This is a genomic window from Nitrobacter sp. (assembly GCF_047149785.1).
Taxonomy (GTDB): domain Bacteria; phylum Pseudomonadota; class Alphaproteobacteria; order Rhizobiales; family Xanthobacteraceae; genus Nitrobacter.
Window position 1 is genome coordinate 3,125,726 of the sequence record NZ_BAAGBE010000001.1, and the last position, 12,237, is coordinate 3,137,962.

12 protein-coding genes are annotated in these 12,237 nt (G+C 64.2%); 5 read left to right on the plus strand and 7 right to left on the minus strand.

Going from position 1 to position 12,237, the window contains the following annotated elements:
* The first annotated feature begins 101 nt into the window (after positions 1–101).
* The 3 genes from pheS to pheT all read left to right on the plus strand — a co-directional run bounded on the left by pheS (position 102) and on the right by pheT (position 4,482).
* On the plus strand, positions 102–1,232 hold the full coding sequence (gene pheS / locus ACMDCM_RS14580; RefSeq protein ID WP_412774222.1) for a phenylalanine--tRNA ligase subunit alpha: 1,131 nt from the start codon (positions 102–104) through the stop codon (positions 1,230–1,232).
* A gap of 305 nt (positions 1,233–1,537) precedes the next feature.
* A complete protein-coding gene (locus ACMDCM_RS14585) occupies positions 1,538–1,888 on the plus strand; it encodes an endonuclease domain-containing protein (protein ID WP_412774764.1) in 351 nt (116 codons plus the stop codon).
* A 140-nt stretch (positions 1,889–2,028) separates the two neighbouring features.
* The gene (gene pheT, locus ACMDCM_RS14590; protein WP_412774223.1) at positions 2,029–4,482 is read left to right on the plus strand and encodes a phenylalanine--tRNA ligase subunit beta; all 2,454 of its coding nucleotides are present in this window, start codon (positions 2,029–2,031) and stop codon (positions 4,480–4,482) included.
* Positions 4,483–4,510: 28 nt separating this feature from the next.
* Here pheT and ACMDCM_RS14595 read toward each other — a convergent pair whose 3' ends face one another.
* Positions 4,511–5,179 carry a Dph6-related ATP pyrophosphatase gene (locus ACMDCM_RS14595; protein WP_412774224.1) on the minus strand — a complete coding sequence of 223 codons (669 nt, stop codon included), beginning with the start codon at positions 5,177–5,179 and terminating at the stop codon, positions 4,511–4,513.
* Positions 5,176–6,606: a flavin monoamine oxidase family protein gene (locus ACMDCM_RS14600; protein ID WP_412774225.1), complete on the minus strand. Its 1,431-nt coding sequence runs from the start codon at positions 6,604–6,606 to the stop codon at positions 5,176–5,178. The genes ACMDCM_RS14595 and ACMDCM_RS14600 overlap by 4 nt, the downstream gene beginning before the upstream one ends.
* A 314-nt stretch (positions 6,607–6,920) precedes the next feature.
* Between ACMDCM_RS14600 and ACMDCM_RS14605 the strand changes: the two genes are divergently transcribed.
* Together ACMDCM_RS14605 and ACMDCM_RS14610 are read left to right on the plus strand one after the other, a co-directional pair.
* Entirely contained in the window at positions 6,921–7,802 is an 882-nt protein-coding gene (locus ACMDCM_RS14605; RefSeq protein ID WP_412774226.1) for a YiiX/YebB-like N1pC/P60 family cysteine hydrolase, read from the plus strand.
* On the plus strand, positions 7,799–8,287 hold the full coding sequence (locus ACMDCM_RS14610) for a peroxiredoxin family protein (RefSeq protein WP_412774227.1): 489 nt from the start codon (positions 7,799–7,801) through the stop codon (positions 8,285–8,287). The genes ACMDCM_RS14605 and ACMDCM_RS14610 overlap by 4 nt, the downstream gene beginning before the upstream one ends.
* A 98-nt stretch (positions 8,288–8,385) precedes the next feature.
* On the opposite strand, the gene ACMDCM_RS14615 is transcribed toward ACMDCM_RS14610, so the two are convergent.
* The 5 genes from ACMDCM_RS14615 to hpf all read right to left on the minus strand — a co-directional run bounded on the left by ACMDCM_RS14615 (position 8,386) and on the right by hpf (position 12,235).
* The gene (locus tag ACMDCM_RS14615; protein ID WP_412772957.1) at positions 8,386–9,336 is read right to left on the minus strand and encodes an IS481 family transposase; all 951 of its coding nucleotides are present in this window, start codon (positions 9,334–9,336) and stop codon (positions 8,386–8,388) included.
* A gap of 57 nt (positions 9,337–9,393) precedes the next feature.
* Positions 9,394–10,163 (minus strand): IS5 family transposase gene (locus tag ACMDCM_RS14620; RefSeq protein WP_412771778.1). Its coding sequence is split into 2 segments (ribosomal slippage): positions 9,394–9,827 and positions 9,827–10,163, totalling 771 coding nucleotides; the frame shifts between segments, so codons are not numbered across the junction.
* 210 nt (positions 10,164–10,373) lie between these two features.
* Complete coding sequence (locus tag ACMDCM_RS14625; RefSeq protein ID WP_412774228.1) at positions 10,374–10,772, minus strand: DUF930 domain-containing protein; 399 nt, start codon at positions 10,770–10,772, stop codon at positions 10,374–10,376.
* Between the two features lie 151 nt (positions 10,773–10,923).
* A complete protein-coding gene (ptsN, locus tag ACMDCM_RS14630) occupies positions 10,924–11,385 on the minus strand; it encodes a PTS IIA-like nitrogen regulatory protein PtsN (RefSeq protein ID WP_412774229.1) in 462 nt (153 codons plus the stop codon).
* A gap of 250 nt (positions 11,386–11,635) precedes the next feature.
* Positions 11,636–12,235, minus strand: a complete 600-nt coding sequence (gene hpf, locus ACMDCM_RS14635; protein WP_412774230.1) for a ribosome hibernation-promoting factor, HPF/YfiA family — start codon at positions 12,233–12,235, stop codon at positions 11,636–11,638.
* Between the last annotated feature and the right edge of the window lie 2 nt (positions 12,236–12,237).

Here is a 12,237-nt window from a genome sequence, read left to right on the forward strand (position 1 = left end):
AGATTGTACCCCTCGCCCCAACCCTCTCCCCATGGGAGAGGGAGCGCGCCTCCGTTGTGGCAGATTGAACTGTTTTCAACTGCCTTTCCGAAAGGTCGCTCATGTCCGATCTCGATTCCCTTCAATCCCAGATCCTCGGCCAGATCGCAGCCGCCACCGACGAGGCCGCGCTGGAAGCGGTGCGCATCGCGACGCTCGGCAAGAAGGGCTCGATCTCCGCGCTGCTCGCGACCCTCGGCAAGATGTCGCCAGACGAGCGCAAGACCGAGGGCGCGAAGATCAACCTCGCCAAGGATGCGGTGACCGAGGCGCTGGGGGCGCGCCGCGAGGTGCTCAAGGCCGCCGCGCTCGATGCTCGCCTCGCCTCGGAAACCATCGACGTCACGCTTCCCTTGCGCGAGACGCCGGCGGAGGCCGGCCGCATCCATCCGCTGAGCCAGGTGTGGGACGAGGTCACCACCATCTTCGCCGACATGGGCTTTGCGGTCGCCGAAGGGCCCGACATCGAGACCGACGACTATAACTTCACCCGGCTGAATTTCCCCGAAGGCCATCCGGCGCGGGAGATGCACGACACCTTCTACTTCAACCCGAAGAAGGACGTTGCGTCGGAGCCCGGGACCGACCCGGGATCGTCGTCCGGGGCGGGCGGCTCGCGCCTCCTGTTGCGCACCCACACCTCGCCGGTGCAGGTGCGCACCATGCTCAGTCAAAAGCCGCCGATCCGCGTCATCTGTCCCGGCCGCACCTATCGCAGCGACAGTGACCAGACCCACACGCCGATGTTCCACCAGGTCGAGGGGCTGGTGATCGACAAGTCGTCGCATCTCGGCCACCTCAAGTGGATCCTGCATGAATTCTGCAAGGCGTTCTTCGAGGTCGACAACGTCAACATGCGCTTCCGCCCGTCGTTCTTTCCCTTCACCGAACCGTCGCTGGAAGTCGACATCCAGTGCCGCCGCGACAAGCACGAGATCCGCTTCGGCGAGGGCGAGGACTGGCTGGAGATTCTCGGCTGCGGCATGGTGCATCCGAACGTGCTGAAGCTCTGCGGCCTCGATCCCGAGGTCTATCAGGGCTTCGCCTGGGGCATGGGGATCGACCGCATCGCCATGTTGAAATACGGCATCGCCGATCTGCGGCAGTTGTTCGAAGGCGACGTGCGCTGGCTCAATCACTACGGCTTCAGGCCGCTCGAGATCCCGACGCTGGCGGGGGGATTGAGTTCGTGACGGGGGCGGTTGCGAACCTCATTGCAAAGGTGAGCGCCCCCTCCCTAACCCTCCCCCGCAGGCGGGAGAGGGGACAGGCTTTCTCTGCCGCAAGCGCTCTGTCTCAACACCAACTAACATTAGCGTCCTGCCGTGTTAGCATTGACCTCTCCAAGCAACAAAACGCGCTCCCTCTCCCGCCTGCGGGGGAGGGTTGGGGTGGGGGCAAGATGGACGACGAGCAAAAGCCCTCATGGCAAGTGACGTCGAAGCAGCGCAGCCGCGCGCGTACGCTCCGGAGAAATTCCACGGATGCCGAACGCTCGATGTGGACGATGCTGCGCGGCCATCGCCTCGATGGCCGGAGTTTTCGCCGCCAGTTTCCCATCGGGCCTTTCGTCGTCGACTTCGTCTGTCACGCCGCAAAACTGGTGATCGAACTCGATGGCGGTCAGCACTTCTCCGACGCCGGAGAAACGCGCGACGCGCGACGAACCGCTCTGATCGAAGCCAGAGGCTTCCGCATCCTGCGCTTCAGTAACCACGATGTCATGACCAACCGTACTGGCGTTCTCGAAGCCATCGCTGCCGCCTTGAAAGCAAGCGTCCACCCTCCCCCGCAAGCGGGAGAGGGGGCATGCAGAGGTCGCGGCGATGTCGAACAACAGAAAACGTAGACTTACATAATGACCGGCCCCAGCGAAGTGCAAGACAGATCCGATCGGCACAACCCGCCCCCTCTCCCGCTTGCGGGGGAGGGTCGGGGTGGGGGAGCTACAGCGATTCCGCAAATGTCGCCGAACGAAGGTCCGCAGCCATGAAATTCACCCTCTCCTGGCTGAAAGAGCATCTCGACACCGATGAGCCGCTGGACAAACTCGCTGACAAGCTGACCATGATCGGGCTCGAGGTCGAGCACATCGCGGACAAGTCGAGGGCGCTGGCGCCCTACACCGTTGCGCGCGTGGTCTCCGCCGCGCAACACCCGAATGCGGATCGTCTCAGGGTGTGCATGGTCGATACCGGCGAGACCAACGACAAGGGCGAGCCCGCTTATATCCAGGTGGTGTGCGGCGCGCCGAACGCGCGCGAGGGCCTTGTCAGCGTGTTCGCGCCGCCCGGCACCTACATTCCCGGCAAGGACATCACCCTCGGCATCGGCACCATCCGCGGCGTCGAGAGCCGCGGCATGCTGTGCTCGGCGGCCGAGCTTGAAATCTCCGACGACCATGACGGCATCATTGAATTGCCCGCCGACGCGCCGGTCGGCACCGGTTATGCGGAATGGGCCGGGCTCGGCGATCCCGTCATCGAGATCAACCTGACGCCGAACCGGCAGGACTGCACCGGCGTGCACGGCATCGCGCGCGACCTCGCCGCCGCCGACATGGGCAGCCTCAAAAATCCGACCATCAAGCCGGTCAAGGGCGAATTTCCCTGCCCCGTGAAGGTCACGATTGAAGACGCCGCGCTGTGCCCCGGCTTCGCGCTGCGGCTGGTTCGCGGGGTGAGGAACGGCCCCTCGCCGGAATGGCTGCAAAAGCGCCTGACCTCGATCGGCCTGCGTCCGATCAACGCGCTGGTCGATATCACGAACTTCATGACCTACGATCGCGGCCGGCCGCTGCATGTGTTCGACGCCAACAAGGTGCACGGCAATCTCACGGTGCGCCGCGCCCGCGCCGGTGAGACGCTGCTGGCGCTCGACGGCCGTACCTACACGCTCGATCCGGGCGTCTGCGTCATCGCCGACGACAAGGGTGTCGAATCGCTCGCCGGCATCATGGGCGGCGAGGAATCCGGCTGCGACGAGAGCACGACGGACGTGCTGATCGAATCGGCGCTGTGGAGCGAGATCAACATCGCGCAGACCGGCCGCAGGCTCGGCATCAATTCCGACGCGCGTTATCGCTTCGAGCGCGGCGTCGATCCCGCCTTCATGGTGCCCGGGCTTGAGATGGCGACGCGGCTGGTGATGGAATTGTGCGGCGGCACGCCGTCGGAGATGATCGTCGCCGGACAGGCGCTGCCCGACGACCGGGTGATCGATTTTCCGCTGACTGAAACAAAGCGTCTCGCGGCGATCGAGATGCCGCTGCCGGAGACGCGCCGCATTCTCAGCCGTCTCGGCTTCATGGTGGCCGGCAATGGCCCCGTGGTGAAGGTCGCGATTCCCACCTGGCGCACCGACGTTCACGGCAAGGCCGACATCGTCGAGGAGATCGTGCGCATCGTCGGCGTCGACAAGGTGCCGATGACGCCGTTCGATCGGGGCGACGCGGCACGCAAGCCGGTGCTGACGCCGATCCAGTCGCGCACGCGAAAGGCGCGGCGTGCGCTGGCGGCGCGCGGCATGGTCGAGGCGGTCAACTGGTCGTTCATCGCGAAATCGCAGGCCGAACTGTTCGGCGGCGGGAATGCGGAACTGGCGCTCGCCAATCCGATCGCGTCGGACCTCTCCGACATGCGGCCGAGCCTGCTGCCGGGCCTCGTCGCCATCGCGCAGGCCAACGCCGATCGCGGCTTCCCCGATGTGGCGCTGTTCGAGGTCGGGCAGATCTTCCGCGGCGACCGTCCGCAGGACCAATTCACCGCAGCCGCCGGCGTTCGCCGCGGCATCGCGTCGTCGGCGGGCGTCGGGCGGCACTGGTCGGGCTCGGCCGCGGCGGATGCGCTTGACGCCAATACATTCGATGTAAAGGCCGATGCGTTCGCGGTGCTCGCCGCCGCCGGCGCGCCTGCGCAGGCGATGCAGGTCGCCGCCGGCAATGAGTCGAAGAATTTTCCGGCATGGCTGCATCCCGGACGCTCGGCCGCGATCCAGATCGGGCCGCATAACGTGCTCGGCTATTTCGGCGAGTTGCATCCGCGCGTGCTCGAAGCGCTGAAGGCCGACGGCCCGGTGATGGCGTTCGAGGTGATCCTCGACCGCATTCCGGAAGGCAAGCAGAAAGCGACGCGCGCCAAGCCGGTGCTGGAGCTGCCGGCGTTCCAGCCGGTGTCGCGCGACTTCGCCTTCATCGTCGATCGCGGCGTGAAAGCCGCCGACATCGTGCGCGCGGCGCAAGGCGCGGACAAGAAACTGATCGCCGGCGTCACCGTGTTTGACGTCTATGAGGGCAAGGGCATCGAGGCGAACAAGAAATCGGTCGCCATCGCGGTGACGATCCAGCCGCGGGACAAGACGCTGACCGATCCGGAGATCGACGCGGTGGCGGCGAAGATCGTCGCCGAGGTCACGAAGAAAACCGGCGGGAGCTTGCGCGGATAGCGCGCATGGCGAAAAAAATGTCTCGCGATTACGCCGGCAACAGATCGCAATAGGCGAACCCGTCGCGCTCGACGATATCGCCGGACGCAACCTCGATCCGGTGTGAAAACATCGGACCAGCGACGACGCAGGTGTGGAACTCGCCGTTCTCGCCGCACGGATCGATCCCGGCTGGAAGGTTCGTCAGCAACGCCTGATCGAAGCTGCGGCCGGCAAACGAGCAGTCGAGTTTCGCCCGGTCGACCGAGACGAGACGCGCCTCGAAGCCGTTTGCGATCATCTCGCGCGCAAGCGCTGCGGTCGGGCGGCCCCACAGCGGAAAAACCGGCGCAATGCCGGTGCCGGCGAGCTTCTGCTCGCGATAGGCGCGAATGTCCGCGAGAAACAGATCGCCGAAGATGATATGCGTGATGCCCTCGCGCCTGGCGGCTGCCATCGCGGCTTCCATCCGCGCTTCATACGCCTCGTTGGAGCAGGGATGGGGAATCGGCACCACGTTCGCCGGCAGGCGAACGGCTGCGAGCTGCGACGTCAAGACCTCCTCGCGCACGCCGTGGATCGAGACGCGGCCGAAGGTCTCGTTCACCGTGGTCAGCGCGCCGACGACGTCGAACGCGCCCGCGCGACGGACCTCATGCAGCGCGAAGGCGCTGTCCTTGCCTGACGACCACGAGATCAGCGCTCTCGGTCGCGTCATTGGGGCAGCGGGAAGCCGAAGGCGTCCTGCGAACGCCGCGACGGCGCTCGTCTGTGATGTCGCGTCGGCTTGTGCGTTGATGCCGGTGGCCGTTCCGCCTCCCTGCGCGCCGCGATCTTGCGCAGCGCGGCGTCGGCGGCGCGCTCGCCGCTCTCCCATGCGCCGCCGGCGGTGCCCCACAGCGTCTCGTGCGCGGCCTCGCCGGCGAAGAACAGGCTGCCCAGCGGCTCCATCAGAATTTTCCGCGACGGCTGCCCGCCCGGTTCGGCTGCCGACATGGCGCCGAGCACATGGGGCGCCGCGTTCCAGCGGGTCGCGGCCGACCGTTTCACCGCGGTCGCCGCATCGCTGCCGAACAGTTTCGTCAACCATTCCGTGGCGAAGGCGATCATCGCAGCTTCGCCCTGCGCCGAGAGATCTCGGCCGAAGCCGCCCGCGACATCGATCGTGCATAGCGACGATGCGTTCGCTGTAAGAAGCGCGGTCTTGCCGTCGCTGCTCTGTTCGATCATGGTCTCGTCGGGACCGAGCCCCAGCGCATTGTCGGGCATCCATAGCGCGACGCGGTCGTAGCTGCCGAGCGACAGCCTGGCTGCGGCGTCGAGCTGCCGCTTCGGCAGCTCGGGCGTGAATCGGATGTTGCCCGACGCCAGCACGTTGGTGGAAACGGTGACGATGACGGCGCGCGCGCCGATGCGTCCGGCGGGCGTCTCGACGCCGACGTCGCGGCCGGTCCACGACACGCGGGTCGCGGGCGTCGACAGGCCGATCGGCAGGTTTTGACCGAGCGCCGCGAGCAGCGCGCCGACGCCCTGCTTGCAGCCGATCGCGGCGTTGCGATCGGCTGCGCGCGCCCGATCCATCACCGAGAGGTCTTTCAGGTCTTTTCCGGTCGCGCCGGGGCCGAGTACGAAGTCGATCGTCCCGGTCCAGACATCGAGATCGCCCGGCAGCACCGTGGCGCAGGCGACGTCGGTCCTGCCGCGCGCGGCCTCGCTGATAGCTCGCTTTGCGCGCACCAGCGCTGCAAGAAACTGTTCGGTTTCGCCGGCGCGGGCGTTGCGCCGTCCGATGCGGATTTTCTGGCCGGGCGGCGCGGAAAACACCTCGGTTCCTGCGGTTCGCGCCAGCGGGACCACCGGGTTGGTGTCGGGTTCATAGAGCCAGCGCGCGCCGCGATCGAACGGCATGCCGAACGTTGTCATATCCGTGTGACAGCGCCCGCCGATCCGGTCCGCCGCCTCGATCACGATCACCTTGCGGCCCGCGGCCCGAATCCGCCGCGCCGCCGCGATGCCCGCGGCGCCCGCGCCGATCACGACGACGTCCGCCTCGCGCGGCAGCGGCGCAGCGCGCGCCGCGCCGCTCTCTGCTCCCGCGGCGAGCGCGGCGAACGCCAGAAGGAGATCGCGGCGCGTCATTGTCATGGCATGGTTTCCGATGTCTTGAAAATTGCGGAACGTCCTGTGCGGCGGTTCAAAACTTCTGGTCGCCCTTGCTGCATGTTCAACGGAGAACTTTTCAAGCGAAATCGCGAGCGAATCGTGGATTTTAATCATCGAGCGGCAGGTTCCGGGTTTTTCCGGGCGCAGCGAGCTTGCCGCATCGATGCGTCTGCGACAACCGCCAGGGTGAATCAATCGTAATCTGGCGACCGCCGTCATGAACTAAATTGCAATGGCTTTTGACCATGCTAAGGAGTGAAAAACCGGTCAGGACGGACGGCGGAGAGAGACTGCCAATGGGCCTCGTGCTCGATACGGTCGGGAAATGGATCGCAGCCTATCTCCAGAAGGAGGTGTCCGGCTACGAACCGTTCACGCCGAGCGATCCGGAGCATCTGCGCGATCTCATTCAGGAGGGCGATGTTCTCCTGGTCGAGGGCAACAGCCGCATCTCCGGCATCATCAAGTATCTCACGCAATCGACATGGTCCCACGCCGCGCTTTATGTCGGCCCGATCGACGGCGCCAGCGAACCCGACGGCGAGCCGCATGTCCTGATCGAGGCCGAAATCGGCACGGGCGTCACCTCCGCGCCGCTTTCGAAATATTTTCAGTATCACACCCGGCTGTGCCGCCCGGTCGGCCTGTCCTACGAGGATCGCGTCACGGTGTGCCGATATGCCATCAACCGGATCGGCTTCGGCTACGACACCAAGAACATCGTCGATCTGATGCGATATCTTGTTCCCCTGCCGGTGCCGCAGCGCTGGCGGCGGCGCATGATCGCGTTCGGTTCCGGCGATCCGACCAAGATGATCTGCTCGGCGCTGATCGCGCAGGCCTTCGAGGCGGTGCGCTATCCGATCCTGCCGAAGATCACCCGCGCCGGCAGCCGCAACGCGCGGCGCGAGATTCTGCACATCCGCGATTCCTCGCTCTACATGCCGCGCGATTTCGACATCTCGCCCTATTTCGAGATCGTCAAGCCGACGATCGTGCTGGGTTTCGACTATCTGTCGCTGCATTGGGCCGACAAGCAGAAGCCGCTCGCGGAGGTAGCGGGCGCCGCGAATCCGTTTCAGGTCGGGGCCGGATCGCCGCCGCCTGTTTCCGAACCGGCTGACCAGCCTCAGCCGGTTCTTTCCGAAGAAGTGAGTGCGATGCGAGGACATTCATGACCGTGGCGGACGACATCGCTCCCGAGCTTGCGGTGTCGCAATGGTTCAACGCCGGCGAGCCGCTGACGCTGGCGGCGCTGCGCGGCCGCCCGGTGCTGCTCCATGCCTTCCAGATGTTGTGCCCCGGCTGCGTCGCGCATGGCACGCCGCAGACGCAGCGTGCCTTTGAGCTGTTCAAGGCGACCGACCTGCAGGTGATCGGCCTGCACACGGTGTTCGAGCATCACGCCGCGATGACGCCGGTTTCGCTTCAAGCCTTCATTCACGAATACCGGCTGACGTTTCCGATCGGCGTCGACGCCGCCGGCGACGGCACCCCGCTGCCGGTCACCATGGGCCGCTACGCCATGCAGGGGACGCCGACCAGCATCCTGATCGGCCGCAGCGGCCGCATCGTCCATCACGGCTTCGGCCAGCAGAGCGACATGGCGCTCGGCGCCATGATCGCGGCCGAACTCGCGGGCGCGCAGACCTACGCCGCCTAGAGCGTTTTCGAGCGAAGTGGCTACCGGTTCACGTCAAGAAAACGCGTCAAATCAAAAATATAGAGCCCGCTTCTGATTCCATCAGAAGCGGAAAGGCTCTAGGTGTTTAGTCCCAGCATGTCATGGCTTGGCTGACGGGTGAACAACTGTGGCTTTTCGGCGCTGATTTGTTTGATGGCTTCGAGCGGGGTTTTGAAGCGGAGTGCCTTGAGCCGCTTGGCGTAGTTGTAGGCCAGCAACCAGTCCCGGACGTGGCGTCGCAGGTCGTCGATCGAGGCGTAGTGGAAGGCGCGAACGGTGGCGTCTTTGATGGTTCGGACCATTCGTTCAGCCTGGCCGTTGGTCCAAGGATGATAGGGCCTGGTGAGCCTGTGCTCGATACTGTTCTCGGCACAGGCCCTTCCGAAGACGTGAGCGACGAAGCCGCCCTCGGCTCTCTTGTCGTGCTGGACGAACTGAACGCCGTTATCCGTCAGCACCGTGTGGACCTTGTAGGGAATAACTCTCACCAGCGCCTTGAGGAAACCCGCCGCCACGAGCTTGGTTGCCTTCCGATAGATTCTGGCGAAGACCAGCTTGGAGGTCCGGTCCACGGCCACGAACAGATAGGCCTTGCCGCCTTCATATCGCAGCTCGGCGATGTCGATGTGGAAGTAGCCGATCTCGTAAGCCTTGAACCGCTTCGGTTTTTCACGATCGATCTTCGGCAGCCGAGAAATTCCATGACGTTGAAGGCAGCGATGCAATGACGAGCGCGTCAGGTGCGGGATGACGTCCTTCAGTGCGACGAAGACGTCGTCCAGGGGCAGACGGGACTGCACGCGCAAAGCGACGATCGCGGCCTCCTCAATGCCCGAGAGGACGGAGCTTCGCTGCTGTTTCGGACCCATCGGCTCGTCCTCGACCGTCTGACGGAGCCGCCATTTCCTCACGGTCTTCTCGTTGATCCCGAAGCGCCGCGCGAGTTCCGCGGCTGAAGCCTGCGATCGCTGTAGCTCCGTTCGAACGGCGTGCGTGGTCGTGGCGCTCCCGTGAAGAACTTGGCCCATAGCGCGTCCCTCTCTGACGACGATAATGATACGCCATCACACTGTGGGACTAAACATCTAGGTCATCGACTCATTAAATCGCAACCAGATTCGGATTGAGGCGAGCTTGATGGCAGCGAGGAAGTTGTCGTCGCGCTTGTCGTAGCGGGTTGCGACAGCGCGATAATGCTTGATTTTGTTGAAGAAGCGTTCGACCAGGTTGCGCTTGCGATAGAGCCGCCTGTTGAACCTCAGGGCCATGACGCGATTTGGCATCGGCTTTACATTGGCTGTCGCGCCGCGCGCGGCCAGGGTCTGGCGCAGGGCGTTGGAGTCGTAGGCCCGGTCCGCCAGCAGCACGTCGCCGCGCCCAATCGTGTCGATCATGTCCTGCGCACTGCGCCCGTCATGCGCCTGGCCTTCGGTGATCTTGAGGACGATCGGCAAGCCGCACGCATCCACCAGCGCGTGGATCTTGGTGGTCAGCCCGCCGCGCGAGCGACCCATGCAACGGGATCGCGTCTGTTTTTTTGACCGTTGGCGGCGTGCTGGTGCACCCGGATCGACGATGAATCGATCATTTGAATGTCGCCCTCATAAGCCTTTGAAACCGCCGACAGAATTCGATCCCATACGCCGGCCTTGCGCCACCGGTTGAAGCGGTTCACGCAGGTCGTATGCGGGCCGTAGCGCGCCGGAATGTCCGCCCACGGCGCGCCGGTGCGCAGCCGCCAGAAAATCCCGTTCAGCACCCGTCGGTCGTCCACCCGTGCAACGCCGCGCGATTTGTTCGGCAACAGCGGCTGGATCACAGACCATTCAAAATCCGTCAGATCAAAACGCGCCATTCAATCCTCCCGTGCTTCGGAGATTGAATCACGCCTCCCGTCCAAACGGAATCCCATTTATGGGTTCGTGACCTAGAGTCTGTTTCAACTGTGTTGAATCGGACTCGTCGCTTGTCTTTTTGTTTGAGCATGATCTTTTCCGAAAACCGGTTTCCACTTTTCGGGATCATGCTCTTGCGGTGCGTCCGTCAAAGCCGCCGCCCGAATAGCTCAGTCCCAAAGCCCGTATTCGGGCCACTTCGATTTCGGGATCATCGCGCCGATGCGATAGGTGAACGACAGCACATTGAGGTGGTCGGGCGACGTCCTGCATTTGAAAGAGAACGCGTACCATTTTCCGCCGCTGCGGAATGCGCCGCCGCTGCCTTCGATGGTGTCGCCATGATGCCGTGGCGGGGTGATGACGTTGGATTTGGCGCGATCCGGTCTCGGAAGCTTCCCGTTCGTGCCGATGTGGTTGACGGCCGCGAGATCGCAGACCTGTTCCAGCCGTGTTTGCGGATCGAGCTTGCCGAGGCTCGCAATGAGCCTCGGATCGGCCGCGCCGGCGGACACGGTGACGGTGAGCGCGAAGGCGCAGATCAGCAGGAGGGATTTCGCGGGCGGCATCATGGCTCCCTGTAGATTTCGAACGATCGCGATCCAGTCGGTCCATGCTCGCGCGAAATCATGATGCGACCCGTCATCTCTACCGATTTCACCACGAGTATGGGACGCGAATGTTCGAATCGGACCACTTGCCGGCGTGATTCGCAACAGTTCAAGGCACCGTCGCCGGAGGCAGCGCCAGCACCGAATAGATCGCCTGCGCATCGCGCGAGGCGCGCAGCTTGTTGGCGATGTCCTGATCGCGCAGCAGTCGCGCGATTCGCGCCAAGGCCTTCAGATGATCCGCGCCGGCGCCCTCGGGCGCCAGCAAAAGAAAAATCAGATCGACCGGCTGGCCATCCATCGCTTCGAAATCGATCGGGCGGTCGAGCCGGGCGAACAGGCCGAATATCTTGTCGAGTTTCTGCAGCTTGCCGTGCGGAATCGCGACGCCGTAGCCGACAGCGGTGGTTCCGAGCTTCTCGCGCCGCAAAAGCACCTCGAAAATCGCGCGGTCGTTCTGTCCCGTCAATTCAGACGCGCGCGCGGCCAGTTCCTGCAGCGCCTGTTTCTTGCTGTTGACCTTCAATGCAGGAATGATCGCCTCGGGTGCGACCAGATCGGTAATCATCATATGACGTTCCGAGGTGAGTTTTGCCGTCAGGTTGCGAAAGAGACGTCGGACAAACAGCAACACGCGTGAGCCCACATACGGGCGAACGCACATGATTCGCGACCCGCGGCCCTCCGGCCGGGGTGACCGGCCTTATAGTCTAACGCGAGCCCAATGCCAATTCCTGAGCTTTTGTCCCGGGTCGGTGGAAAACCGGTCCCGAAAGGCCGCGGACCATAGGGATCGTTGTTCCGGGCGTCAATGGCGCGGGTCACGCGGAGCCATTGACCGCCGGCGGGTCGATCCAGCCGACATTGCCGTCGGGCCTGCGATAGATCACATTCACGCGGCCGCTGGAGCCATGCTGGAAAACCAGCACGGGCGCGCCGGTGAAATCGAGTTCCATCACCGCCTCGCTGACCGAAAGCCGCCTCAGCGAGGTCGTGGCTTCCGCGATGATCACCGGATTGAACGCTGTGACCTCGTCTTCGCCGTCCGCAGCCGGCGCTTCGATGACATAGCTCGGCGCGTCGATTTCGGCGATCGCTTCCGCCGCGGCGTGCGCCTTGCGGGCCGAGCGGTCCTTCTTGAGGCGGCTCTTGTAACGGCGCAGCCGTTTCTCGATCTGCAACAGCGCCTGATCGGCGCTCGCATAGGCATCCGCGGCGTTGGACTCGGCTTCGAGCGTCACTCCGGAATCCAGATGCAGCGCGCAGTCGGTGCGGAATCCGAAGCCGTCCTTGCTGAGCGTGATGTGACCCGAATACGTTCCGTCGAAATATTTTCGGAGAACTTCGTCGGTGCGACCGCTGAGACGCCCGCGCAGCGCCTCGCCGATATTGATGCTCTTGCCCGAAATTCGAAGTGTCATGG